Annotated in this window: 28 protein-coding genes; 2 read left to right on the top strand and 26 right to left on the bottom strand. The window is 64.9% G+C overall.

The features are described from left to right. Positions 1-98: 98 nt before the first annotated feature. Complete coding sequence (locus tag AC1Q5P_RS11470) at positions 99-1,127, top strand: chemotaxis protein CheB (RefSeq protein ID WP_492477373.1); 1,029 nt, start codon at positions 99-101, stop codon at positions 1,125-1,127. 113 nt (positions 1,128-1,240) lie between these two features. Here the strand turns inward: AC1Q5P_RS11470 and AC1Q5P_RS11465 are convergent, their stop codons facing one another. The 18 genes from AC1Q5P_RS11465 to AC1Q5P_RS11380 are packed head-to-tail and all read right to left on the bottom strand — an operon-like array spanning position 1,241 to position 16,308. Beyond that, positions 1,241-1,624, bottom strand: a complete 384-nt coding sequence (locus tag AC1Q5P_RS11465) for a flagellar export chaperone FliS (RefSeq protein ID WP_039336200.1) — start codon at positions 1,622-1,624, stop codon at positions 1,241-1,243. A 1-nt stretch (position 1,625) separates the two neighbouring features. After that, positions 1,626-3,068 (bottom strand): flagellar filament capping protein FliD, encoded by a 1,443-nt coding sequence (gene fliD / locus AC1Q5P_RS11460; RefSeq protein WP_492518993.1) that lies wholly within the window; start codon positions 3,066-3,068, stop codon positions 1,626-1,628. Positions 3,069-3,073: 5 nt separating this feature from the next. Further along, entirely contained in the window at positions 3,074-4,237 is a 1,164-nt protein-coding gene (locus AC1Q5P_RS11455; RefSeq protein WP_492518992.1) for an EscU/YscU/HrcU family type III secretion system export apparatus switch protein, read from the bottom strand. Positions 4,238-4,246: 9 nt separating this feature from the next. After that, entirely contained in the window at positions 4,247-5,029 is a 783-nt protein-coding gene (gene fliR, locus AC1Q5P_RS11450; RefSeq protein ID WP_492518991.1) for a flagellar biosynthetic protein FliR, read from the bottom strand. A gap of 4 nt (positions 5,030-5,033) precedes the next feature. Next, positions 5,034-5,309, bottom strand: coding sequence for a flagellar biosynthetic protein FliQ (locus AC1Q5P_RS11445; RefSeq protein ID WP_039336195.1), 276 nt, complete (start codon positions 5,307-5,309; stop codon positions 5,034-5,036). Between the two features lie 5 nt (positions 5,310-5,314). Continuing rightward, positions 5,315-6,043, bottom strand: coding sequence for a flagellar type III secretion system pore protein FliP (gene fliP, locus AC1Q5P_RS11440; protein ID WP_052242576.1), 729 nt, complete (start codon positions 6,041-6,043; stop codon positions 5,315-5,317). A gap of 53 nt (positions 6,044-6,096) precedes the next feature. Continuing rightward, complete coding sequence (locus AC1Q5P_RS11435) at positions 6,097-6,378, bottom strand: flagellar biosynthetic protein FliO (RefSeq protein ID WP_039336193.1); 282 nt, start codon at positions 6,376-6,378, stop codon at positions 6,097-6,099. Then, positions 6,378-6,683 (bottom strand): flagellar motor switch protein FliN, encoded by a 306-nt coding sequence (gene fliN / locus AC1Q5P_RS11430; protein ID WP_193827644.1) that lies wholly within the window; start codon positions 6,681-6,683, stop codon positions 6,378-6,380. Before fliN ends, AC1Q5P_RS11435 begins: the two co-directional genes overlap by 1 nt. Before the next feature lie 23 nt (positions 6,684-6,706). After that, on the bottom strand, positions 6,707-7,594 hold the full coding sequence (locus AC1Q5P_RS11425) for a FliM/FliN family flagellar motor switch protein (protein WP_062345857.1): 888 nt from the start codon (positions 7,592-7,594) through the stop codon (positions 6,707-6,709). A gap of 40 nt (positions 7,595-7,634) precedes the next feature. Continuing rightward, positions 7,635-8,234 (bottom strand): flagellar basal body-associated FliL family protein, encoded by a 600-nt coding sequence (locus AC1Q5P_RS11420; protein WP_039336187.1) that lies wholly within the window; start codon positions 8,232-8,234, stop codon positions 7,635-7,637. 30 nt (positions 8,235-8,264) lie between these two features. Further along, positions 8,265-9,512: a phosphotransferase gene (locus AC1Q5P_RS11415; protein WP_492518990.1), complete on the bottom strand. Its 1,248-nt coding sequence runs from the start codon at positions 9,510-9,512 to the stop codon at positions 8,265-8,267. A 33-nt stretch (positions 9,513-9,545) separates the two neighbouring features. Beyond that, a complete protein-coding gene (locus AC1Q5P_RS11410) occupies positions 9,546-9,977 on the bottom strand; it encodes a hypothetical protein (protein WP_039336183.1) in 432 nt (143 codons plus the stop codon). Continuing rightward, on the bottom strand, positions 9,974-11,311 hold the full coding sequence (locus AC1Q5P_RS11405; protein WP_193827647.1) for a FliI/YscN family ATPase: 1,338 nt from the start codon (positions 11,309-11,311) through the stop codon (positions 9,974-9,976). The genes AC1Q5P_RS11410 and AC1Q5P_RS11405 overlap by 4 nt, the downstream gene beginning before the upstream one ends. Further along, the gene (locus AC1Q5P_RS11400) at positions 11,305-11,919 is read right to left on the bottom strand and encodes a FliH/SctL family protein (RefSeq protein WP_039336182.1); all 615 of its coding nucleotides are present in this window, start codon (positions 11,917-11,919) and stop codon (positions 11,305-11,307) included. Before AC1Q5P_RS11400 ends, AC1Q5P_RS11405 begins: the two co-directional genes overlap by 7 nt. After that, complete coding sequence (gene fliG, locus AC1Q5P_RS11395) at positions 11,912-12,931, bottom strand: flagellar motor switch protein FliG (protein WP_492518989.1); 1,020 nt, start codon at positions 12,929-12,931, stop codon at positions 11,912-11,914. The genes AC1Q5P_RS11400 and fliG overlap by 8 nt, the downstream gene beginning before the upstream one ends. Further along, positions 12,928-14,649, bottom strand: a complete 1,722-nt coding sequence (gene fliF / locus AC1Q5P_RS11390) for a flagellar basal-body MS-ring/collar protein FliF (protein ID WP_492518988.1) — start codon at positions 14,647-14,649, stop codon at positions 12,928-12,930. Before fliF ends, fliG begins: the two co-directional genes overlap by 4 nt. A gap of 4 nt (positions 14,650-14,653) precedes the next feature. Beyond that, positions 14,654-15,028 (bottom strand): flagellar hook-basal body complex protein FliE, encoded by a 375-nt coding sequence (gene fliE / locus AC1Q5P_RS11385; protein ID WP_039336180.1) that lies wholly within the window; start codon positions 15,026-15,028, stop codon positions 14,654-14,656. Next, on the bottom strand, positions 15,025-16,308 hold the full coding sequence (locus AC1Q5P_RS11380; protein ID WP_039336178.1) for a sigma-54 interaction domain-containing protein: 1,284 nt from the start codon (positions 16,306-16,308) through the stop codon (positions 15,025-15,027). Before AC1Q5P_RS11380 ends, fliE begins: the two co-directional genes overlap by 4 nt. Positions 16,309-16,546: 238 nt before the next feature. Between AC1Q5P_RS11380 and AC1Q5P_RS11375 the strand changes: the two genes are divergently transcribed. Continuing rightward, positions 16,547-17,374, top strand: coding sequence for a flagellin N-terminal helical domain-containing protein (locus AC1Q5P_RS11375; protein WP_039336176.1), 828 nt, complete (start codon positions 16,547-16,549; stop codon positions 17,372-17,374). 145 nt (positions 17,375-17,519) lie between these two features. Here AC1Q5P_RS11375 and AC1Q5P_RS11370 read toward each other — a convergent pair whose 3' ends face one another. From AC1Q5P_RS11370 to AC1Q5P_RS11335, 8 genes are all read right to left on the bottom strand, one after another. Further along, a complete protein-coding gene (locus AC1Q5P_RS11370) occupies positions 17,520-18,746 on the bottom strand; it encodes a S8 family serine peptidase (RefSeq protein WP_082013425.1) in 1,227 nt (408 codons plus the stop codon). A gap of 147 nt (positions 18,747-18,893) precedes the next feature. Beyond that, the gene (locus AC1Q5P_RS11365; RefSeq protein WP_193827650.1) at positions 18,894-19,733 is read right to left on the bottom strand and encodes a flagellar motor protein MotB; all 840 of its coding nucleotides are present in this window, start codon (positions 19,731-19,733) and stop codon (positions 18,894-18,896) included. A gap of 12 nt (positions 19,734-19,745) precedes the next feature. Next, positions 19,746-20,609, bottom strand: coding sequence for a flagellar motor stator protein MotA (motA, locus tag AC1Q5P_RS11360; RefSeq protein WP_039336172.1), 864 nt, complete (start codon positions 20,607-20,609; stop codon positions 19,746-19,748). 28 nt (positions 20,610-20,637) lie between these two features. Beyond that, positions 20,638-21,558, bottom strand: a complete 921-nt coding sequence (locus AC1Q5P_RS11355; RefSeq protein ID WP_193827651.1) for a flagellin N-terminal helical domain-containing protein — start codon at positions 21,556-21,558, stop codon at positions 20,638-20,640. Positions 21,559-21,564: 6 nt separating this feature from the next. Next, positions 21,565-22,908, bottom strand: coding sequence for a flagellar hook-associated protein FlgK (gene flgK / locus AC1Q5P_RS11350; protein ID WP_492518987.1), 1,344 nt, complete (start codon positions 22,906-22,908; stop codon positions 21,565-21,567). Positions 22,909-22,911: 3 nt separating this feature from the next. After that, positions 22,912-23,223, bottom strand: coding sequence for a hypothetical protein (locus AC1Q5P_RS11345; protein WP_039336165.1), 312 nt, complete (start codon positions 23,221-23,223; stop codon positions 22,912-22,914). Next, on the bottom strand, positions 23,220-24,320 hold the full coding sequence (locus AC1Q5P_RS11340; RefSeq protein WP_039336163.1) for a flagellar basal body P-ring protein FlgI: 1,101 nt from the start codon (positions 24,318-24,320) through the stop codon (positions 23,220-23,222). The genes AC1Q5P_RS11345 and AC1Q5P_RS11340 overlap by 4 nt, the downstream gene beginning before the upstream one ends. An 11-nt stretch (positions 24,321-24,331) precedes the next feature. After that, positions 24,332-25,072: a flagellar basal body L-ring protein FlgH gene (locus tag AC1Q5P_RS11335; RefSeq protein ID WP_492477382.1), complete on the bottom strand. Its 741-nt coding sequence runs from the start codon at positions 25,070-25,072 to the stop codon at positions 24,332-24,334. Positions 25,073-25,075: the final 3 nt, after the last annotated feature.

Here is a 25,075-nt window from a genome sequence, read left to right as displayed (position 1 = left end):
CCTACGGTGAGATACGTAAGGGCCGGAACATGAATTGATGGTGCTTCGCGCGTAGAACGAACCGAGGCGAAACAGCGCCTTGGAAGGTTTCTCTTGAAATGCACGAAGCCCGTGTTCTTGTAGTCGATGATTCCGCAGCAATGCGGGCTCTGTTTTCCGACATCCTCGATCAGTCCAAGAACGTGACCGTGATCGGCGCGGCGGCAAATGCGGCCGAAGCGCGTGAACAGATCAAGGAACTGCGACCCAACGTGGTGACGCTCGACGTCGAGATGCCCGGCATGAGCGGCATCGAGTTCCTGGAAGAGATCATGGGCTCCAACCCCTTGCCGGTGGTCATGCTTTCCAGCTTGACCCAAGCCGGAACCGAGACGTCGCTGAAGGCATATGAACTGGGTGCGGTCGAGTGCTTTCCCAAGCCGCTCAAGGCAACGCCCGAACAGTTCAGCAAGACCGTGGGCAAGCTCGGCAAGATCGTGCTGGCGGCGGCAAACAGCAACGTGAAGGACCGCAAGGCGCCACGCGAACACAAGCAGGCTGAAGCGCACTTCGAATGGAACGGACACCTTCTTGCGCTTTCCGCTTCGATGGGCGGCATCGACGCCCTGACCCAGCTGCTTTCCTATTTTCCCGAAAAGTGCCCTCCCACGGTGATTGCCCTCAACGCCGAGCCAGGCATTGTCGAGACGTTCATCAAGCGCATGGACGGCGAGCTGAAGTGCAGCGTCAAGGCGGCCAAGGACGCCACGCCCCTGACGCAGGGCACCATCCACATTGCATATGACCCCGAACGTCACGTGGTGATAGAGCCGGGCACTCCGGCGAAGTTGCGCCTGATCGATCGTGATCCGGTGGATGGCATGCGGCCTTCGGCCAATCTGCTTTACGGTTCGATCGCGCGCGGTTCAGTGCCGGCGGCAGGCGCGATCCTGACCGGCATGGGCGCCGACGGCGCCAAGGGCCTGAAGCTGATGCGCGATAACGGGTGCAAGACTTTTGCCCAGGCGCGTCAGTCGGCGCTGGTCGCCGAAGCGCCGGCTGCCGCCATCGATGCCGGCGCGGCCGAGAGCGAGCTTGACCTCGATGGTCTGGGCGAGGCGCTGATCGCAGCCTGCAACATCGGGTAGGAACCATGTCCTGGAGATCCTGCGCGGTCCGTCCCCGTCCGCGCAGGTGAGGAAGGCCCGGAACCGACAAGGTTCCGGGCCTTTTCTTGACGGCTAGCGGCCGAGAACCGGTATCAGGCCGGGATGCTGCGCAGCATGGCCTCGCGGATTTCGGTGAAATCCTGTCGGATGGCCTGTAGCGTGCGCGCATCGAAACGCGTCACGCAATCGAGGATCGCATTGCGGGCCGATTGATACAGCTGGATCAGCGCGCCGGCGGTTGGATTGGCCAGGTCCACGCCCATCTGCAGCGCGGTAAGAGCGGAGATTGCACGTGTGAGCGCTGCACTCTTGGCGGCGTTGTCGCCACGCTCCTGCGCATGGACGGCGCGGCCGACCGAGCCGATGACCTGTTCGAGGCACAAGTCCACCAGCTGGCGTGAATCGGCACCGCGAACACGGGCGTCGAAATCAACGCGGCGATAGGCTTCGGTCGGGTCTTTTCGATGGTGCAGCATATCAGTTGTTGCTCGATGCGTTCCAGGCTTCGATCTGGGCCTTCAGGAAGGACAGGGTGGATTGCGAACCGCTGACGCGCGTGTCCATGGCGGCAAAGCGGGTGACGAGCTGCTGGCGCAACGTCTCCTGCTTTTCGGCAAGGGTGGCGGAACGGTCGGCCAGCGTCTTCTGCAGGGCTGTGTTGCGCGTGACGGAACTGCCCAGCGAGATTCCGGTCGTTGAATTGGCATTGCGCGCGATCTTGTCGATCGCTGCAAAAACGCCGAAAATGCCGGTCGTCCACATCGCTCCGGCTTCCTGGGGCGAGTTCTTGAGCGTCTGGTTCAGGCGATCCGCATCAAGGCTGAAAGTGCCGTCCCGCTCGGTCTTGAGACCCAGGTCCGCCAGGGTTGACGGAGCGCCGGGTGCGGCATTGACCATGATCTTCTGACCGGCGAGCGACATCAGCGCGTTGCGCAGTGCGCGGGCGCCGGGGTCGTTGTTTAGCTCGCCCGTGTCCTTGTTCATGGCCTGGTTGAGCTGCGAGGCAACTTCATTGAGCGCATCTTTGAGGTCGCTCATCGCCGTGGCAATGCCCGACGATGGATCGCTGAAGCTGATCGTTGCCGGATTGCCGACGTTCGTTGCCGTCAGCTTGAGGTTGAGGCCGGGGAGCGCGTCATTGATCGTGTTGCTCGTACCCGTATAGGCCACACCGTCGAGCAAATAGGCAGCATCGGTTGCGGTCGACTTGAGCTGGGTGGTGTTCGTCGCAGGTGTCCACGCAAGGTCCGAAAGCGCTTCGCCGCCGACCGCCGGGCTTGCCTCGATGATAAAGCCGCTGTTCGCGCCTTCCTTGCCCTTGATCACGAGTTGCGCGCCGGCAGAACCGTTGGCGACATAGGCCGATACGCCAGCGCGCGAAGCGTTGATGGCAGTGGCTACATCGGCAAGCGTCGCTCCGGCCGGGACGTTGATGTCAACGGCGTCCTGCGCGCCATCCGCAGTAAATGCACCGCCCGAAACGGTGCCGAAGCGTAGTGTCAACGTGCCTTCGCCCACCGTCGAGGTCGACGAGGCGTAGGCCGGCATCACCAGCTTTTGCGCATTGGCAAGCGAAGTCACTTCCAGGCTGTAGGTGCCGCTGCCGCTCAACGTGCCCTTGCTCACGGTCGCCACGCTGCTGTTCGAGATCGAGGGCTTCACCGCCAGATCGCCGGTTCGGATCAGCGTGCCGATCGATGACGATAGCGTGCTGATAAGGGACTTGAGGTTCGACGCGCTGGAGATCTGGGCTTCGAGCTTCTCGGTCTTTGCCGAGAGCTGATCGATCCGTGTTGCGAACTGCGCAGCCGCCAGCTGTTCGGCAAGCTGTGCGGTGTTGATGCCACTACCCGCGCCCAGCGCCGAGACGATCTGCGCCGTGGCGGACGTGGATGCCGTGGAGGATGTGGTCGTTGCCATGGTTGTTAGGACGGCTGCCTTGATGCGGTCTTAAGGTCGATCACCGCTTCGGGGCGGCCATCTGCGTCGAACCGCATGTGGACCGGCAAGTCGATGGCGGGCAGTTGCACCTGATCGCCCCGCTTGAGCGAGAGCACGAAGGCCAGGACCGACGCGACGGCGGCATAAAGATCCTCGCGGATCATCTGGTTTTCGCGCGTGGTGAAGTACACGGAACGGGCAAGCGGCGGCAGTTCGAGCGTAGGAACGCCGAGTTCGGCTGCCAGTTCGCGCATGGCCAGCGCCTTTTCGCCGCGTCCCTTGGCCAGCACGACTGGCGCGGGGGCAAGGTCGGGGTCGTAGACCATGGCGACCGAGAAGTGCGTCGGGTTGGTGATGACGAACTGCGCCTTCTGCATCGCCTGCTGCATCGCCCCCATCGCCAGCTGACGCTGCTTGTTGCGGATGGCGGCCTTCTTCTCGGGCGAGCCTTCGGCTTCCTTGTGCTCGTCCTTCACTTCCTGCAGTGTCATGCGAAGACGCAGGAAGCGGCGGACCCATTGGATCGGGAAGTCGATCAGGGCGATCACGATCAGCCCGGACGCAAGCGCGAAGGCAAGCGAGGTGATCGTATCCCACGCGGTGACAAGCTGGCCGTGGATGCTGCCTTGGCCGAGGCCGACGATCGCCGCGATGCGCCCTGACGCCCAGAAGTATGCAATCGAGCCAAGCAGTACGAGCTTGGCGAGGCCCTTGGCCAGTTCGATCCAGCCTTGCGGGCCGAACATGCGCTTCAGGCCCGACAGCGGATTGATGCGCGAAGCCTTGGGCGCGAGATTGGCAGGGATCCAGCGCCCGTCGGACAGGCCGATCTGTGAAAAGACCGAAGCGGCCAGCACCATCAGGCCGAGCAGGAAAACCGGCGGCAGGACGGCAACCATTGCGCCCGTCAGCAGCTTTGCCGGGGCGAAGTCCTCGATAGCCGCGCGATCGAGCGTAAACGAGGCGCGCAGCGTGTCCTGCAGGGCGTCCATCATCCACGGCCCCGCGAACTTCAACCAAACCGCGCCTACCAGCACGCCGACGGCGGTTGCCAGGTCCTTCGAACGCAAGACATCGCCATTCCTGGCGGCGTCCTTCTTGCGCTTCTCTGTCGGGGCAAAGGTCTTTTCGCCTTCCTGCTCGGCCATCCCCGCCTCCTACTTCAGGACCAGCGCGCCGGCATTGGTGACGGCGGTGGCGGAGATCTCGACCATCACGTCGGTCAGCATCGGGGCGGCGGCGATCATGGCGGCAAGGCCGGCAAGCACGCCTGCGGGCAGGCCGAGCGAGAACAGGTTCAGGCTAGGGGCCGAGCGGCTGATGATGCCGGTGGTCACCTGAACCAGCAGCAGGATCAACGTGACGGGCAAGGCGATGAGGATCGCGGTTACGAACATCTGCGTGGCGAACTGGCCGATCAGGTCGATGCGGTTGGCCGCCAGCCACGACGTGCCGGGCGGGAAGGTGCGGTAGCTGTCGACCAGCAGAGCGATCCAGTTGAGGTGCGCGCCGGTGCCGAGGAAGATCACGGTGAGAACGACGGCGAAGTACTGGCCCATCGCCGGGGAGTGCGCGCCGCTGACCGGGTCGGCCGTGGTGGCAATGGACATGCCCATGCCGCCGCCGATCACTTCGGCGGCAAGCGTAGGCGCGGCAAAGGAAAGCTGCAGGGCAAAACCCATGGCAAGGCCGATCAGGACTTCGTTGGCCGCGCTGAGCAGGCCATTGATCGAAAGCAGCGCGGTCGGCGCTTCAACCGGGGTCCAGCCGCACACCAGCATCGCGATCGCGCCCGAGGCGACGATGCGGATCTGGTAAGGCACGGTGCCGGTGCCGAACAGCGGCGCTGCAAACATGGCGGCGGCAATGCGTGTCATCACGAACAGCCAGCGCCAGAAGTCCGCCTCCAGCGCGCCAAAGCCGAAGTTCAGCTGCAGCACAGGATCAGCCTTTTCCGGTCATGGCGATCTGGTCAAAGATTTCCTTGGTGAAATCCCCGACGAGGCCGAGCATGGCCGAACCGAACAGCACAAGCACGAGTGCGGTGACGGCAAGCTTGGGTACAAAGGTCAGCGTCTGTTCGTTGACCGAAGTTGCCGCCTGAATCACGCCGACGACGAGGCCGACGGCGAGCGAAGCAATGAGGATCGGCGCGGCCACCAGTGCGGTGATCCACAGCATCCGGTCGGCCAGCGCGAGGAGGGAGGCAGTGTCTTCCATCGCCCTTACCCGAAGCTGGCCGCAAGGCTGCCCATCAGCAGCGCCCAGCCATCGACGAGGACGAACAGCAGCAGCTTGAACGGGAGCGAGACGATCGTCGGGCTCATCATCATCATGCCCAGGCTCATCAGCACCGAGGAGACGACGAGGTCGATCACAAGGAAGGGCAGGAACAGCATGAACCCGATCTGGAAGGCTGTCTTGAGTTCGCTCGTCACGTAGGCCGGGAGCAGGATCGAATAGGGCACGTCGGCCGGAGTCGCGAACTTGGGCGCCCGTGCCATTTCCGAGAACATGCGCAGGTCGGTTTCGCGGGTCTGGCGGATCATGAAGGCGTGAAATTCGCGCCCGCCGGCAACGAAGGCCTGCTCGGCACCGATTTGCCCGGCGGAATAGGGCTGGATGGCGTTGGCGTTCACCTTGTCGAGCGTCGGGCCCATGATGAACAGCGAGAGGAACAGCGACAGGCCGATCAGCACCTGATTGGGCGGCGATTGCTGCAGGCCCATGGCCTGGCGCAGGATCGACAGGACAACCAGCACGCGGGTGAAGCTGGTCATCATCAGGATCAGCGACGGCAGGATCGTCAGCAGGCCCATGATGAGCAGCAGCTGCAACGACAGCGACAGCGAGCCGCCGCTCTGTGCGCCTGCCATTTGCCCGAAGGCGCGGTCAAGCGCGCCTGAGATTGCGGCCGGTTGCTGGGCTGGGGCGGGGCCGGCAGCCTGTGCCATCGCGTAATGCGGCAGCAGTGTCAGCGTCGTGACAAGGATCGCGAAAAGGCGCTTCACTGTGCGTCCTCCGCTTCCACCCTCGGCCGCGCCGGGGCTTCGGCAAGGCGGACGAGGCCGTTCTTGCCGGCAGAAACGAGAATCTCGCGGCCGTGAAACTCGATCACGGCAAGCCGCAGGGTGGGGCTGAGCATCTGCGTCTCGACGATGCGCACCGACTTGGGCGCGCTGCCCGCCATGAAGCGGCCTTCCATGCGCTTGGCGAACTTGAGACTGGCCCAGGCGAGGCCGCCGATCAGCGGCAGCAGCACCAGGAGCTTGAGGACGTACCAGAACATCAGGCGACATCCCCCTTGGCGGCTTTCTTCGCCGGGGCCGCAGGGGTTTCCTCGGGCTCGCTGCCGGCAAGCTCGACGATCCTGAGGCCGAAGCGGTCGCCTTGTGCAACCACTTCGCCGCGCGCGATCAGCTTGCCGTTGACCATTACGTCAAGCAGTTCATCGGTCAGGCGGTCGAGCATGACCACGGACTCCTCGGTAAGGCCGAGCACGTCCTTCAGCTTCATCGATGTGCGGCCGAGTTCGACGGTCAGGCGAACGTCCACGTCCTTGAGGAAATCGAAACCGCGGGGCTGGAAGGTCATGGGGTCAGGGCCTCTTCGGGAAATCAGGAAAGCTGGTTGAGCTGGATGGCGACGCGGTCTTCGAGCGCGCCGATAGTGCCGGTGGCGTAAGTCTTGTCGCCGACCTTGACCGGCACGTTGCGTGCGATCGGCACGGGCAGGACCTGTCCGATGCGCAGGCCCGAGACGACCGCGAGCGGGAGCCGCATGTCGACCAGCACCGCCGCAAGCTCGACCGGCAGGTCGGCAAAGGGGGCGTCGGTCGGCTGCGCCGGACCGCGCCGGGGCTTGGTGGGGCGCTTGGCATCGCCGTGGGCGAACATCAGGCCAAGCGTATCGTGCGGGAAGGCAATCGAGATGGCCCAGGGCATCCGTCCCTGCTCGACGACGTTCAGCGTCAGTCCGGCAACCCTGGTCGCATCGGGCATCGCCTGAAGCTGGGCAAGGCTGGCATCGCGCCGCACCGCACGGATTGGACCGCCACTGCCGCCCAATGCGACGGTGAGCGCGGAGGCGACGAGCTGTTCGATCCGGCCGATCATCAGCTCGGCAGAAAGCGGGAATTCCTTCGGCAGCGACGAAGGGGTATCGCCGGGACCGCCAAAAGCGCGGTCGACCAGGCGCAGCACGTTCTCGCCTTCGACGGTGACCATGAAGGGGGCGCTGCCGATGTGCATCAGGCTGTTGGCGGCAAGTCGCGGGATTTCCGAGCAGAAATCGGCAAAGTCCGTGTCCATCGGCTTCATCGGATTGATCTGCGGTTCGGCTCCGCCGAGAAGGGGGACGAGCGCCCCGCGCACCGCCTTGGCCAAGCGTTCGCTCATCCGGGTGAGCGCCGGGATCAGTTCCGCGGCGCTGGGGCCGGGGCGCAGCAGGGCCGGATCGTGCCGGGCAATGGCACGTTCGGCGATGAAGGCGCGTTCTGGTTTCATGGGGCGCTGGAGCTTTCCGGCTTGCTGGACGATGCCAGACTTACTGAACGATGAAGGTCTTGAAGTAGACGTTGTCGACGCCGCCAAAGCCTTCGTTCTCGGTGAGGACCTTGTTGATCGCGGCAGTCAGGCGCTTCTGCAGGCGTGCCTTGCCTTCCGGGCTGATGACCTCTTCCTCGGGCGTATCGGCAATGGCGATGAGCAGCGCCGAGCGGATTGCCAGCTCGTGCTTCTTCATCCACAGCACCACGCGATAGTCGCGGCGAGTGGAGGCCGAGATGTTCACCTGCAGCAGCGCATCGGTGTTCTTCAGGTTCGAGGTGAAGTCTTCGGCGAAGTTGTAATAGACAGTGCGGAACTCGCTGCCGCCTTCACCATCGGTTTCGCCAGCCCCGCCTTCGCCTTCACCTTCCTTGGCGACCGGGGCGTAGGGGTCTTCCTCGCCCTTGCGCACCAGCTTGGGATTGTTGTCCACCTTGACGACTTCATGCGTGCCGCCGCCGATGATGCCGGCAGCAACCAGTCCGAACACGCCGCCCGCGCCGACGCCCAGCAGTGCGACAGCGCCGACGATCTTGATGATCATGCCACCGCCCTTTTTCTTCTTGGGCTTGTCTTCCTTGTCGCTCTTGTCGCTCATCGGGGTTCTCTCAGGAAATGGGGATCAGGATCAGGCGTAGATGCCGCGATCGTCGCTGCGGCGGCGGGGCGCTTCTTCCTCGCGGGACGAAGTGCCATTGCCGGAGAATGGTCGGGTCGGAGCCTGCTCGGCCTGGCGCGGCTGCTGGCGCTGGCTTTCGCCCTGGCCGCCCTGCGTGCGCGGATCCGCTTGCGGCTGATGGTTCTGGCCGGCGCTTTCGCCGGAGGTGCGCGCTGCTTCGGCAGTGGCGCTGACCGCGCGCGCAAAGCCGGGATCGGCGCTGGTCATCGCCACCGACATGCCGCGATCCTCGCCCTGGTCGAAGCGCAGGGTGACCCGGCCGAACTCGGCGTGGTTGATCGACGCGGTCACGGCACGCGGCGAGGCTTCCTCGCGAGCGCGGGCCAGATTGTCGACCAGCGCGGCGAAATCGACGCGCTCACTGCGGGCTTCGTGGCGGACCGACGACGGGGCAGTGTTGTCTGGCGTTGGGAGGGAACGGTCCGCGAGCAGGCTCGTGGTACTGGTCGCTTCGACGCGCGGTGTTTCGGCCCGTTCGCTGTCCATAAGTGGCTTCGCACCGGCAACCAAGGCAGGCTGCGCCGATGCTTCGGAAGTTTCACCTTCTGCGCCCGTTGACTTGTTCTGGCGAACCTGACGTGCGGCCATGATCTGCGCGGTCGGCGTGGCTGCGACCGCTTCGGGCTGGACCGGGGCAGTAGCCGCCTCCGGCTCTGTCGTCAGTTCGATCTGTGCAGTGCGGGCCAGCGCAATTGCTGTCTGAGCGGGGGATTGGGGTGCAGTCGGTGCTGGCGCCGCCGAGGCAACGGTTGCGCGAGGGAGTTCAGTTGAAGGGCGGGCACCGGTACCCTCGGCCGGCACCAGGCGATCCGGCGCGGCGAAGAGCGCAGCGATAAGGGCCGCGTCTGGCAGAGCGGCGTCCGGCAGTTCCGGTACATCCCGGAAGTCGTCTTCGGCGTACTCGGCATCGGTCCGCGGCGTTGCGGGCTGAGTTTTCACCGGCACATCGGCCGGGCGCACTTGCGGCAAGGCGGCGAGCAGCTTTGCCGCATCCGGCAAGATCTTGCCGCTTTCCGGCAAGGGCGCGTCTGCCGGTTCTGCCGGGGTGAACTGCATGGCAAGGAGTGCATCGAAGGCAATACCAGGGGCAGCAGTGATGCCATCCGCCGATTCCGGCGCATTTCCGCCATTCTGCAACGGCGCAGCCTGCAGGGCAGGAGCGGCTGTCGGCTGGGAAAGGGCGGCAAGATCAAACATCAGCAAGGCTCCGTGGCGGTGCGTTAACCGTGTTTATTCAAGACCCGTGCCAGATTGCCTTTTGCCGGTAGTAGGTGTTGTTGCGGATGCCACCTTGCGCGCGATCAGACGCTCCTGCGCCTCGGCGCGCTCTTCCACGGCGGCGCGCCGACGTTCTGCGGCGGCGGCCTCCTGCGCCTTGGCATCGGCGATCCTGCGCGCAGCATCGGCATCGGCGCGTGTGCCCGACGTGATCCGGTCGAGTCCGGCCACGAACTGCCGCAATTGCTGCAACCCGTGCGCGTCGCGCGCATCGGTGCGGGCGGCGTACTCCGTCGAAAGACGTTGAGTCCTGTCTGCCAGCCCCTGCAACTGCGCCAGCGTGCCCTCGGCCTTGCCCGCTTCGGCGAGCGCGGTCTGGCGGGCGATGTCCCGGATGCGCTCAAGCCGTTTCAGGCGCGCCAGGCGCTCGCGCTCAGCCTTCATGCACCGATCAGCTGGCTGAGCGCGGCGACGCTTGCCGCCATCGACACGACTTCACGCTGCGGCTGGCTGATGAACCCGGTCAGCGCCTCATGCATGGCGATGGCCCTGTCGAGCTGGGGATCGGCCCCGCTGCGATAGGCGCCCATCAGGACCAGATCGCGGTTGGCCTCGTAACTTGCCACAAGCGCACGGAAGGTGCGGGCGGCGCGCTGGTGCTCGGGTGCAGTGATGTCGTTCATCACGCGGCTCAAGGATGCCGCAATGTCGATGGCCGGGTATTGCCCACGCTGCGCCAGATCGCGCGAGAGCACGATGTGTCCGTCGAGGATCGAACGCGCGGTGTCGACCACCGGATCGTCCTGGTTGTCGCCATCGGCAAGGACCGTGTAGAGCCCCGTCACCGACCCGCCGCTTTCCGCCGAATTGCCGGCGCGCTCGACAAGCTTGGTGATCGTCGCGAGGGCCGAGGGCGGATAGCCGCGCGCCGCGCCCGGTTCGCCCAGCAGCAGCGCGATTTCACGGCCCGCGTGGGCCACACGCGTCAGGCTGTCCATGATCAGCAGCACGCGCTTGCCTTGGGCTCGAAAGTATTCGGCGAGCGCCGTCGCCATCATCGCGCCGCGTATGCGCAAGTTGGGCGCATGGTCGGCAGGGACCGCGACAACGACGGAGCGTTCGCGCTTGGAGCCCTGCATGTGCCGCTCGACGAAGTCGGAGACTTCTCGTGCACGTTCGCCAATCAGGCCGACGATGACGATCTCGGCCTCGGCGCCATGCGCGATCATGTCGAGCAGCACCGACTTGCCGACGCCTGATCCCGCCATGATGCCGATACGCTGGCCGATGCCGAAGGTCGTCAGCGCATTGAGCGCGCGCACGCCGGTATCGAAGCTCTCGCGCACTGGCGAGCGGTCGAGCGCGGCGGCCCGAATGCCGCCTGCCGGCCATTCGCGGCGGTTGTGGATCGGCCCCATGCCATCAATCGGCTTGCCCTCGCCATCGATCGCGCGGCCGAGAAAAGCCTCGCCTACCGGCACCATCCCGGGGCGGCCTTCGGGCCTTACCCTGGCGCCGGGGCGCAGCAGCACCGGATCGCCCAGAAGCATCATCAAGGTACGACCATTGCGGAAGCCGATGGTCTCTGCCGTCAGCGATCCCGACCCATGAGCGATGCGGCATTGCGTGCCAATGGGGACCGAAAGCCCCGACACTTCAAGCATTCCGCCATCACACGCGGCCAGCAAGCCATAGCGCGCAGGCGTGAAGTCGGGTTCGCACAGTGCCAGGGAATCCAGCGCCCGGTCGAGCACGGAGAAAGTGGGTCCCATCAGCATTGGCGGAGCGCCTCATGGATGGCCCGGCGCCATTGTTCAGGTCCATCCTCGACTCCGCCGGTCGCGCCTTCCACGCGCAGAGCGCCGCGTTCGAGCGAAGCGTCGGGTTCGAAGTGCCAGTCTTCCGGCAATCGCGCGGCAATCAGGGCAAGGTCTTCGGGATGGAGCCGTATCACGCGCTGGTCTTCGGCGCGGGCGAGCATGGTGGCGGCCGCTTCGACCCGGCGGGTCAGCGCGTCGGGGTCAAGGGCCGCAGGCGCAATGGCAGCCTCGCACAAGGCGATCACCGTCTCGCGCAGTCGGTCTTGCAGTTCGGTCTGCATCGCCACATCCAGCTTGCCGAGCGCGAATTCGATCTTCTGACGCGCTGCTTCCTGTTCGGCAATGAGCTGCGCAGCGGCTTCCTGCGCCTCGCCCAGACCCTTGGCATAGCCATCGGCCCACGCCTCCGCGATAGGGTCGTGCGGCTCGCGCTCGTCTTCCACCGGCACCATGACAGGTTCCGGTTCGGGCGCTGCAAATTCGCGGAAGAAGCGGCGATCACGCGCGAAACCTGTGGGCACTTGCCCAAGGTCCGCCAGCGAGATCGCCCGCAAGCTGTCAGACATAGTCGTCGTCGCCCGCGCCGAACACGATCACGCCTTCGGCCGAGAGACGGCGGGCTGCCGTGACCATGGCCTTTTGCGCCTCGATCACTTCGGCCATCTTCATCCGGCCACGCGCGGCAATCTCGTCGCGCACGCCGTCCGCAGCACGGCTCGACATGGCGCGGAAGAAGCATTCGCGCTGCTCTTCGGGAATGCCCTTGAGCGCGGCGATCAGCGTATCGCTGTCTACCTCGCGCAGCAGTGCTCCCATCGACTTGTCGTCGAGCGCGAAGAGGTGCTCGAACTTGAACATTTCGTTCTCGATCGCCTTGGCAAGCTGGCGATCCTGCTTGGCGATCTCGGGCATGACGCGCTTTTCGACCGCCCGGACGGAGGCGTTGATGATGTCGGCCGCTTCGCGCGGCCCGCCCATGGCAAAGGCGCCCTGGCCGTGCCGTTCGCCGATACGCTGGTGCAGCATTTCCTCGAGCATCGCGATGGCTTCGGGTGCAACCGGTCCGAGCGTGGCGATGCGGTGGACGACCTGCGGTTGCACCTCGTCGGGCAAGCCATGCAGGACAGCCGCGGCCACTTCCGGATCCAGCTGAACCAGCAGCACGGCAATCGCCTGGGGATGCTCGTCACGGATCAGAGGCACGATCACTTGCGGAGTCAGCCATCTGGCAAGCTCGATGCTGGGCGTGCGCGAGGGGTCGTCAGGCAGGATGCGCTGCATCAGGCTGTCTGCCTTTATCTCGCCCACGGCGCGAGTCATGAGCGAGCGCACTTGTCCGACGCGATCGTGCGCGATCAGGCCAAGTCGCTCGGTCTTCTCGACAAAGCCGGCAATCGCCTGTGCGATTGCAACCGGGCCGATCTCGCCCAGCGCACACATCTTTTCGCCCAGCAGGCGAAGTTCTGCGGGCTCCAGCTGCGCAAGAATCTTCGCGGCCTGATCGTCCTCCAGCAGCATGACCATGACGGCTGCGCGTTCGGGATCGGAAATGGCGGGGGCTTCCATCAGATCGCTCATGCGCTGGCACCTTCCTCTTCAGGCTCTTTCAGCATCTGCTTGAGGGCAACCAGCGCACTGTCGGGCTTTTCGACGACAAGCCGCTGGGCAAGGCTGACCTGCCGGGCCAGTGCCTCGGCATCGACGACGCCCGTTTCGGGATCTTGCGCGGGCTGGATTGCCTGTGCGACTTCATCAGCGGTGACAGCCTCGATCGCCCCTTCTTCGGCCTCTCTGGCGTCCTCGTCCTCGTCGCCCGTCGCTTCACCTTTCTTGCGCTTCTTTGCAACCTTCACTTCGGCCGGCGCGGGTTCCTTCTTCAGCGCCTTGATCAACGGACGGACGCCGAGCAGCAGGACAAGCAGGACCGCGATCAGCGCCACGGCATTGCGCAGGATCGTGGCGAACCACGGCGTTTCCCAGAACGGTGCGGGGGCAACGTCTGCGGGCTTGAAGGCACGGACGGCCACGGCAACCTGATCGCCGCGGGCCGGGTCGGCGCCGACCGCCGCGCTGACCAGCTGCTTGATCTGCTCGATGTCCTGCGGCTTTGCCTTGGCCATGGTCTCGGCGCTCAGCGCGACGGCGACGGACAGGCGCTTGATCTTGCCGGGGGTCTGGTTCGATACCGCAACCTCGCGGCCGAGTTCATAGGTGCGCGAGGAACTGGATTCGCCGTTGGCGCCGGGGGTTGCCGCAGCCGCGGGCGTTCCTTGCGGGGCGCCGGGCTGGGCAGTCGTGGCAGGGGGCGGCGTGTTGGCGGTAACGCCGGGCACGCCCTGGGCAGTGCCGGCGCCGGTCTGCTGCGAGGCGCTTTGCGTTTCCTGCCGGACGACGCCTTGCTTGTCATAGCTTTCGCGCGCCGACGTCACCTGGTCCATGTCGAGATCGAGCTGGATCTCGGACGAGAAGTTCCCTTCGCCCAGCATCGGCGTGAGCAGTTGCGCGACCTGCTGGCGAAGCTTCTCCTCCATGCGCTGCTGGAGCTCGAGCCGGTCGCCATCGGGGCCGGAAGGGTCGGAGAGCAATGCGCCGTGCTGGTCAACGACCCGCACCGCGTCTATCGAAAGCCCGGGCACGGAACCCGCGACCAGGTTGACGATCGCGCGGACCTGGCTTTCGGAAAGCTGGCGACCGCGCTTCAATTTGACCATGACCGAGGCCGATGGCGGCACGTTCTCGCGCACGAAGACCGACTTTTCCGGTTCGGCGAGATGGACGCGCACGGCCTCCACGCCGTCGATCTCCATGATCGTCAGCTCAAGCTCGCGCTCGCGCGCGGCCTGCAGGCGCTGGCCCTCAAGCCCCCGGCTCGCGCCCATCGGCAGCTTGTCGAGCATCTGCGTTCCGGTTTCGGGCGTCGCGATCGCGCCGTCCGATGCGGCGGCCATGCGCGCCCTGTATAGGTCGTCCTCGCCGACAGTGATCGCACCGGTTGCGTTGTCGATCTGGTAGGCGATGTTGGCCTTTTCGAGGCTGGCGGTAACTTCGGACCGCTCGCTGTCGGAAAGCTGGCTGTAGAGCGTGCGCTGCGGTGCGGGCGCCATGGTCAGCCACAGCACGCCGGTCAGGCCGGCTGCGGAAACGCCGGCGAACCACGGAAGGGTGCGCCGCACTGGCGGCTGCGCCAGAAACGCCTTGGCCCGCGTCCCGAAGCTTCCGGCTGCGGGATCGGTCAGGACGCCGAAAGTGGATGGAGCTGGCGCGGCAAGGCCAGAGGCGGGAACGAGGTCAGCCATTCAATCACACTCCCATCCGCATGATGTCCTGGTAGGCGTTCAGCAGCTTGTTGCGCACCTGCAGCGTGGCCTCGAAGGCAACGCCAGCTTCCTGCCGCGCCAGCATCACCTTGGCCACGTCGACCACTTCGCCTTTTTCATAGGCTTCGCTGATCGCACTTGCCTTCTGCTGGCTGGCGTTGACGTTATCGAGCGCACCCTTGAGGCTCTCGGTAAAGCTACCAGCCGGGCCGGTGCTGGCCTGTGGTCCTTGTGCACCCTGCGTCGCTTCGGGTGACTTGACCTGCTGGAGCAGCTGCGAGCGCTCCATGATCTGCTGGCGCAGCGCCATGATGTCCTGGATGCCGGAAGCCCGGCCGCCGATGCCGGAAACGCTCATCGCCTGCCACCGACGGCTCTACCGTCCACTGACCGGCCGTTCACTTCAATCCCGGCCTCACGGAAGCTGGCGAGGCGATAGCGCAAGGTGCGTTCCGAAATGCCGAGCTGGCGGGCAGCGGCAACGCGGCTGCCGTTGCAGGCCTCGAGCGTCGAAAGGATCGCGCGGGCTTCGGACATCTGCACGATGTTGGAAAGCTTGGCATCGGCCGCGGCAGGAACCGCAACCGGTTCGTTGATCAGGCGGGCAGGGCGATCGAACACGATGTGCGAAGCCTTGATGACGGAGGCGTTCCCTGCAAGCACCAGAGCGCGACGCATCACGTTCTCGAGTTCGCGCACGTTGCCGGGCCAGCTATGCGCCGCCAACATCGCCAGCGCTTCGTCGGAAATCCAGGGAGCGACCTGCGAATGGCGCATCGCCATCGCGAAGGCGAGCGGCGCGATATCGTCGGGCCGCTCGCACAGAGCGCGCAGGGCCAGCGGGAAGACGTTTAGGCGGTAATAGAGATCGGCGCGGAAGCGGCCTTCCTCGACTTCCAGCGGCAGATCGCGGTTGGCGCAGGCGATTACCCGCACGTCCACCTTTACCGGCTGCGTTGCCCCCAGCGGCACCACTTCGCCTTCCTGCAGCGCGCGCAGCAGCTTGGCCTGCAGGGTCAGCGGCATCTCGGCGATCTCGTCGAGGAGCAGCGTGCCACCGTCAGCCGCGCGGAAGAAGCCTTCGCTGGCTGCATTCGCGCCGGTGAACGCGCCCTTCTGGTGGCCGAACAGCAGCGCCTCGAGCATGGCTTCGGGCATGGCGGCGCAATTGATGGCGATGAACGGCTTGTCGGCGCGGGCCGAGTGTTCGTGAATGAAGCGGCTCAGCACTTCCTTGCCAGTGCCGGTCGGGCCGTTGATCAGGACGGGGATGTCGGTGGCGGCGATGCGTTCGGCCAGGGCAAGGACAGACAGGCTTTCAGGATCGGCGGCAATGGGCGCGCCTGGCTTCGCGGCGCAGGCCAGCAGTGCCGACAGCGCAGCCTCGCCCGCCCCATCGGTGTATCGCAGGGTCGCCGTCCGGCTGCCGGGCTGGCGCTCGATCGCTGGCACAGCCGAACGCTCCAGCAGCACCACCTGTTTGCGCGGCGGGAGCTTCGCGTCCTCGAAGGCATCAGCCAGCATCGACTGTCCTTCCGCACCGTAGCTCGAAAGCACCGAAGCTGCGCGCTGGACAAGCGCTGCGTGGGCTTTCGCCGCCGCTTCGGTGAACTGCAGTGCCCCGCAATCGCGAATCATTTCAAGACCCCTGTTAACCATCCTGTCTGTGACCTTCTTTCGCGCGGGACCGACAAACAGGTTGAAACTTTAAGGGGACGGGTAACCCTAAGGGCGACTACCTAAGTCCGGCATTCTTTTGCCGGGCGGCAACTTAAAACCGGCTGCCATTTGCCGGTCTTAGTCCCGACAGCCGTGTCGATCCTCTGACCCGGCGGTCCTTTCGGGAACGACACACCACCCTACCGGAGAATGGAAAATGGCGGTTATCAATACAAACATCAGCGCCTTGAAGGCGACGAACTCCTCCAACACGGCCAACAAGATGCTTGGCCAGGCGATGGAGCGACTGTCGACCGGCAAGCGCATCAACGGCGCCAAGGACGACGCGGCCGGTCTGGCAATTGCCACCAGCATGACTGCCCAGATCAAGGGCATGAACCAGGGCGTTCGCAACTCGAACGACGGCATCTCGCTGGCACAGACCGCGGAAGGCGCGCTGAACGAAGTTTCGAACATGCTCCAGCGTGTCCGCGAACTGGCCGTGCAGTCGGCTTCGGGCACGTATCAGGACGCCACGGACCGTGCCTACATGCAGACGGAAGTTGACGAACTGACCGCGCAGATCGGCCAGATCATCGACAACACCAAGTTCAATGGCACTCAGCTGTTCGACGGCTCGCAAGCGACCGTGACCGTTCAGACCGGTGCGAACGGTTCTGACACCGTCGACCTGACCATGGCAGACCTCACCACCCTTTCGGCGAACGGCGGTGCTGCAGGGTCGTACGACGTGTCCAGCGCAACGGCGGCGAACACGCTCCTCGGCACGCTTGACACCGAGCTGGACTCGATTTCGAGCGCCCGTGCAACGCTCGGTGCCGGCATGAACCGCCTGGAATCGGTGGTGAACAACCTCAACGACAACATCACCAACCTGTCGGATGCCCGTTCGCGCATTCAGGACACCGACTACTCGACCGAAACCACGCAGATGGCCAAGGCCCAGATCCTTTCGCAGGCATCGACCGCGATGATCGCCCAGGCCAACCAGAGCCAGCAGAACGTGCTGTCGCTGCTGCGCTAAGCCATGACCTCCGCCTGTCTCCACCAGGCGTGATCACAAGCCCGGCGGCCCATCGCAGGCCGCCGGGCCTTCGTGCGTTCCTCGGTAAAGAAGAAGGGCGGCTCCTTGCGGGGCCGCCCTTCGACGTTTCAGCAAGGCACCCTGATCATTTCACGCCGATCGGGAACCTGACGCCATTCGGCGCTGCGGTGGACAGGCGCCCGTCGCTGCGCGGGCCACCGATGAGGACAAGACCGGCAAGGTGCGGTGTCGCCATGGATGTGCCGGAGATCGTGTTGTAGCCGCCGTTGAGCCACGTCGAGAGGATCGATACGCCCGGTTCGGCAAAGTCCACCGGATCGTTGATCACCGAGTAATTCGAGAAGCTGGCAAATGTGTCCGAGCTGTTCACCGCCGCCACGGTGTAGATATACGGGCCATCGGCCCGTGCGGGCGAGTGATTGTTGGCGTCGTCGGTCTCGTTCCCCGCAGCAAGGGCAAAGATGACCTTGCTGCTGTTGGAGGCGTTGATCACTGCCGTGTCGAGTGCGTCGGATACTGGTCCGCCAAGGCTCATGTTGGCGACGTCGCCCGCTTGGCCCACCGAGGCGACGTAATCGACTCCAGCGATGACATCGGAATAGGCACCGCTGCCACGGCGATCGAGCACGCGCACCGCGACGACCTTTGCCCCGGCTGCTACTCCGACGACGCCGGCGCCATTGAGCTTGGCGGCAATCGTACCGGCTACGTGCGTACCATGGCCGTTCAGGTCATTCGGCGAGGTTTCGCGCGCCACGAAGTTGCGGCTGAGAGCGGTGTCGACGTTCAGATCGGGATGCGTCAGGAAGATGCCGCTATCGATCACGAATGCCCGTCCCGAGCCGGCATAAGCCGCTCCACCACCAACTCGCGTGATGCCTGCGGGCGTCGTCTCGGTGGTTGAACCGCCGCCGCCGCCCGGCTTCGCCAACGCATTGATCGGGTCGATCACGGTGGCGACCTGGTCGGCCTCGCAATACTCGATGTTCGGGTTGTGCTTGGCGACGGCTGCGGCACCTTGCGCTGGCAGATTGATCGAGAAGCCCTGCAGTGCGTAACGGTAGACGTGCCCGATCTTGCCGCCAGCCTTGCCGGTGACCTTGCTGGCCTCGGCCTGTTCGGCACCCGGCGCGACGCTGCCCTTCTTGAAGACACAGATCCAGCTGTCGGGGATGGCCGATTCGGCGACTGCCGCTGCAGTGGGCCGGGCTGAAACTGCGGCAATAGAACCCGACGTTGCGGGCAGCAGCACCGCTCCCGAACCCGTGGCCTTCCCGCCCCCCGCGGCGGCAAAAACGATTCCGGCCAATGCCACCGCCGATACGGTGGCCAAAGCTGCAAACTTGCGCATCTGGATTGAACTCCCTGTCCTTTGGGCGTTGCGGTTCGTGGCTTGCGCACGACGCACCCCGCAATGACAGGAAGCTGCAGTGAAGCAGTTGCACTTGCAACCGGAACTTTCACCAATATTTCATGATGGTGTCAGTTTGTTGCTTAATCAGCCGGTAATCAAAATCGACATACGCCGATTGCGCGGGTCGGCCGGATTGTTCTGCACCAGCGGTTCGCGGTCGGCAACGCCCTCGATCCGGCGGAAGCGGGGCTCGGCAATGCCCTGGCGCATCAATGTCTGGCGTGTCGTTTCGGCGCGACCGGCTGACAGCGACCAGTTGTTGGCCACGCCGTTCTTCCACGGCAGGGAGTCCGTGTGGCCGCGGATCGTCAGCTGGGTCGGGTCGGGCGCGATGGCCTGGCCGATCGCGCGGAGAAGTTCGGCGGCGTCAGGCGTCAGCACGGTCGTGCCCAGCAGGAACATCGAGAAATCCGCATCGTCCACCAGATCCAGGCGGACGCCTTCTGGAGTCTCGGTCATGCGAACCTGCCGGGCCAGCTTCTTGAGCTTTTCGGATTGCGCGAGCTTCTGGGCGATACGTTCCTTCATCACCTGGGAGCGCTTGATCTTGCTGCCGCCCTCCTTGGGGCCGCCTGTGGCATCGCGGGGCACCGACAGGGTCTTGTTGCCGGTCTGGCCGGCGCGATGCGGATAGTCGTCGACATCGGTCAGCGATGATCCGCCGAGTACGCCATACCCGCCGGCACTTCCCTGCCGCATCTTGACGAGTGTAGGAGTGAAGTAGTCGGCAATGCCCTTGCGCTGCTTTTCGGTGGTTGCGCCCAGCAGCCACATCAGCAGGAAGAACGCCATCATCGCGGTCACGAAGTCGGCATAGGCCACTTTCCAGGCGCCGCCGTGATGCCCACCGGCAACGATGGTGATCTTCTTGACGATGATGGGCTTCGGGGGTTCGTTCTTCCCCTTGGTCGGTGCCTTGGCCACGTGCAGGGCTCCTTAGCGGCCGCGCATCGCGTCGAGCAGTTCGGAAAGTCCCGGGCGGAAGGCATGCCCCAGACCGGAGCGCGCGCTTTCGACGACGAGGGGTTGCGGCCAGCCGTGGAGGCTGGCGATGATGACCTGCTTTACCGCCTGGAAAATCATCTCGTCCTGCTCGAGCACCTGCTTGAGCCGACCTGCGATCGGGCCAACCATCCCGTAGGCGAGCAGAATGCCGAGGAACGTGCCGACGAGCGCCGAACCGATCATCGCGCCGAGAATGGCCGGCGGCTTGTCGATCGATCCCATGGTCTTCACCACGCCGAGCACTGCCGCGACGATGCCCAGCGCCGGCAGCGCATCCGCCAACCCCTGGATGGCGTGCTGGGCTTCGTGCTCCTCATGGAAATGCGTCTTCATCGCATGATCCATCACCTCCTCCACCGCATGCACTTCCAGCGTGCCCGAAGATACGACGATCAAGGTCAGCGTGTCGCAGATCAGCGAAGTCAGGGCAGGGTTGGCCAGTAGGCGGGGATACTCGGCGAAGATCGGAGAGTTCTTCGGATCGGTGACATGGCTTTCAAGCGCGACCGGTCCATCGCTGCGCAAGATCTTCATCAGTTTGGTGCACAGCACGATAACGTCTACGTGATCCTGCTTGTTGTGCTTGGGGCCCTTGAAGGTCTTGGTGAAGCCAGCGCCGATGCCTTTGAGTTCGTGCATCGAGTTTCCAGTGACGAGCGCGCCAACGGCGGCCCCGCCGATGATGAGCATCTCGTGGGGAAGTGCATGCAGGACCGGTCCAAGGTCACCGCCAGTGATGGCGAAGCCGCCGAAAACCATGGCGAGCAGGATGACGATGCCGACAATCACGAACATGAAACAGGTTCCCGGTGAGCTTGCGCGCTCAGTTCAGCACGCTGAACAGCGAAAGGTTGGCGAGCTTGGCAAAGCTCGCCTGGCTGGCCTGCAGCACCAGCATGGTGTTCTGCAGGCGGGCGATGGATTCGGTCAGGTCCGCGCCGCCGACCTCGGTTTGTTCGGTGGTGCGCATCTCGGAAAGCGTGGTGCGGCGCTCGGTGTTGAGGTCGATCCAGTTGAGCCGCGATCCGACCACGGTCTGCGCCGTGGTGATTGCATTGAGGCCATCACCCAGGGCGGTGAGGGCGGCATTGGCCGTGGCCACGCCACCGGCACCGGATTTCAGGTCGTCCGCCAGGGCCTTGGTCATTGCCAGCAGGTCAACCGTTCCGCCTCCTGACTGGAACTGCAGGAACTCAGGTCCTGTCACCCCCCGCGCGACAGATTGACCGCCGCCGATAGAGATGGTCCCTGCCGCGCTGGTGCCGGCATACGTGGCGTTGCCCGAAGCATCGAGGGTGTAGGCATCGGCTGCACTTTCGCCACCGAACAGGGCGTTGCCATTGCCATCCCGCGAATTGGCGAGTGCGACGAGGCTGTCCCGCAATTGCGCTATTTCCTCGCCGATGCCCGCGCGCTGGCTGTCGTTGACGGTCGAGTTCGCGGCCTGCGTCGTCAACTCCTGCAGGCGGGTGACGATGCTGGCGAACTGCGACAGTGCGGTGTCGGTCAGCGTCAGGTCAGTCGTGGCGCGGTTGGTCGCGGCGGTGTCGATGTCGTCGAAAACCCCTGCGCGGGCGAGCTGGCGCAGCCGCGAGGCGGCGACCGGGTCGTCGGAGGAGCGCTGCAGGCGTTCTCCGGTCGACATCTCGGCCTGCGTGTCCTCGGCCTGCTTGCGCAAGGCAGTAAGGTCCATGAGGGACCGCTCGAAGAACGCGGCTGTAGATGTGCCAAAGATCGTGCTCATGGCCGGTTACCTGATTCCCAGAAGGGTGTCGAAGATGTCGGATGATACCTGCATGACCTTGCCGGACGCCTGAAAGGCCTGCTGGAATCTTACTAGGTTGACCGCTTCCTGATCGAGATCGACGCCCGATTGCGCAGAGAGGGCAACTTTCGCGGTGTCGGCAATCGTCTGTAGCGCGCCCGACGTCACGTTGCGCCCGGCCAGCGTGCCTGAAACGTCGAACAGGATCGCATCCATCGTGCCCGACGGATTGACGCCCGCCAGCGCTGTGCGGATCGCGGTAAGGTTTGCCGCATCGCGGCTGCCCGGCGTTGTCTCGCTGGCAGGAGCGGTGGCGATCTTGCGGCCGTCCTCGACAGCGAGTGCCATCGTCGCGGCGCTCGTGCCCGAGAAGATTGCGACACCCATCGCGCCGTCGAGATCGCGACCCCCGGTCTGGGCGGTGTTGAAGGCATCAACGATGTCACCGGCAAGCGTGTCGAGATCGGTCTTGAGCTGTGCGCCCTTCGCCAATGCGAGTTGCTGTCCTGCCAGCGATCCGCCAGCGAGAGTCAGCGCCGTGCTGCCGACAGTGAAGCTGATGGTGCCGTCAGTTGGAGATGTGGTCATACCCAGGGTGGCGGCAGTGTTGCCCGTCACCAGGTCCGCCCCGCTGCTCCCGCCGATCTTGATCGCAACCTGCCCATCGGCCGAGAATTCGGTCGAGATGTTCGCAAAGCCGCTCAATTCCTCGAGCAATTGGTCGCGCTGATCGAGCAGGGCGGTCTTGTCGCTGCTGGCGTCGGACGCGCGGGCAAGGCGGGTGTTGGTGCGGGCAAGCTCCTGGGCAATGCGGTTGACCTGCGTCACCCCGTCCGAGGCCAGAAAGCGCAGACCGTCGGCCGCCGCGTCCAACTCCTGCGAGGCGATCTGGAACGTGCCGGCCATGGTGCGCGCCTTCTCGATCACCGAGGCGCGCAGGCTCGTATCCGTGGGGTTCTGCGTCAGTTGCTGGAGAGAGGACTCGAAGCCGACAATTGCGTCATAGACGCCCGACTGCTCGATCGCGGCTTCGATGTTCTCCAGCCCAGAAACTTCGGCACTGGCTCGCGCCACGTCCGAATTGGTACGGCGGACTTCGGCCTGGCGAAAAGCATCGGCATTGCGCACGATGCTGGTCAGCCGCACGCCTGAAAGGGAAAGATCGCCAATACGATAGGCGCCGCCAGTCGAAGCCACTTCGCTGAACGCGGCCGAACGCCGGACATAGCCGGTGGACGAGGCATTGGCGATGTTCTGCGCCGTGATGTCTAGGCCGATGCGGGCAGCCTGGACGCCGCTGCGAGCGATCGAGAGGAGATCGGATGCCATGGCTTAGGCGCCTCCCTCTGGCGTAGTGCCTTGGGGCAGGAGCGCGGCAAGGTGGTTCTCGATCTGCCGGGCAAAGCCGAGCGCGCCGGTCTGCGAGGCGATTTCGGCAAAGCGGTCGTCGCGCATCTGCACGAAAGTCTGATCCATCTTTCCGAAGACGTCATCGTCCCCGAAGTTGCTGGCGCGCGCGGCGGACAGCATCTGGCGCACGAAAATCGCCTCGAACTGCTTCGCCGCGCCCGAAAGCTTCTCGCGCTCGGTCTGCGCCTTAGGCGTGAGCGAAAGGTTGGCGGCGGATGTGGAAATCGTGGTCATATCACCACCATCTCTGCCTTGAGTGCGCCTGCCTGCTTGAGCGCTTCGAGGATTGCGACGAGGTCCGAAGGGCTGGTGCCAAGCTTGTTCAGCGCATCGACCAATGAAGAGAGCGAGGCACCAGGCTTGAACAGGGCAACCTTGGCCTCCTTCTCGACCGCGTCGATCTGGCTGTTGGGGACCACGGCCGTCTGGCCGCGGCTGAACGGAGCGGGCTGGGAGACCTGCGGCTTCTCGTCAATCTTCACCACCAGCTTGCCGTGGCTTATCGCTGCGGGAGAGAGACGCACCGCGCTGTTGATCACCACCGTGCCCGTGCGGCTGTTGACGATGACCTTGGCCGCGGTTTCGGCAGGCGTCACCTCGAGCATCTCGATCGCCGCCATCGTCGTCGCGCGGCTGTCGGCGCCTGCAGGCAGGCGCAGCGCCAGCGTGACGCCGTCCTCGATCGTTGCGGACTGGGGAAAGCGGGCGTTGATCGCGTCGCGCACGCGCTGGGCGGTCATGAAATCGGCGTCGAACAGGTTCCAGCGCAGCACTTCGCCACTGTCGAACCCGGTGGCGACGGCGCGCTCTACACTGGCCCCTTCGGCGATGCGGCCCACGGTTGGCACGTTGACGGTCAGTTGCGAGCCATCGCGGGCGGCAATGCCGAGGCCGCCGACGGCAAGGTTGCCCTGCGCCATCGCGTAGATCTGGCCGTCCGCACCATAGAGCGGTGCAAGGATCAGCGCACCCCCGCGCAGCGACTTGGCCTTGCCGATGGTCGAGACAGTCACGTCGATGCGCTGGCCGGGCTTGGCGAAGGCGGGAAGCTCTGCCGTCACCAGCACGGCGGCGGCGTTCTTGAGGCCGGGCGAAATGCCGGCGGGGAGCTGCACGCCCAACCGGCCTGCGGTGCCCTTCATCGCCTGGGTCAGGTATTCGAGATTGTCGTCGCCCGTTCCGGCAAGGCCAACCACCACGCCATAGCCGGTGAGCTGGTTTGCGCGCACGCCCTGGAACTCGCCAAGGTCGCGCACACGCTCGGCCAGGGCGGGCATGGGCAGGGCCGCCGCAAAGGCTGCAAGAACAGGGAGGATGTACCGGACCAGCATTGCATCAACCTTCAGAAGGGCGAAATCGCGTTGAAGAACTTCGAAAGCCAGCCTTCGCGGCTTGCCCGTCCGACCGACCCGTTGCCGGTGTATTCAACCCGCGCATCCGCGACCTGGCTGGAAAGAATGCGGTTCTCCTGATCGATGTCACCAAGTCGCACGATGCCCGAGAACTGCACCCACTCCTGTCCCTGGCTCAGCATCATGCGCTTTTCACCGCGCACCAGTGCCGTGCCGTTGGACCTCACTTCCGCGATCGTCACCGCAACCTCGCCGGCAAGCGTGCTCGTCTGCGAGGCATTGCCCTGACCATTGAACGACGAACCGCCCGAAGCATTAAGGGCGCTGGGCTTGATGAACGACAGCGGGCCGGTGGTTGGCGGTGTCACGGAGAACTGGCCGGACTTCTGCGTCTTCGATCCGGCCGTCTTGGCGCTGGTCATGTTCTCGACCAGCATGACCGTGACCAGATCGCCCACCGCATGGGCACGGCGGCCCTCGACAAAGCCGGTGTAGCCGGCGCTGGCATTGAAGATCGAACCAGCGGTCGGTGCTGCGGTCTGGACCGGCAGAGGCGGCGCGACCACCGGCTCGAAGCCTTTCTTGGGCTTGGCGGCAGAGGCCGGCTCCATGCCGAAAACGACAGCGGCGGCCACCAGCGATCCCACCAGCAGCGCGCGCAGGGCGGTTCGGCGGCGGCGAGGGCTGCCGAAGCGTTCGGGGGTGAAATGGCGATCGAAGGGCGTTTGCATCGG

The sequence above is a fragment of the Novosphingobium sp. GW835-FHT14H07 genome (assembly GCF_058793515.1).
The sequence above is the reverse complement of the archived record's forward strand: the minus strand, read 5'-3'. Positions and strand labels throughout refer to the sequence as shown.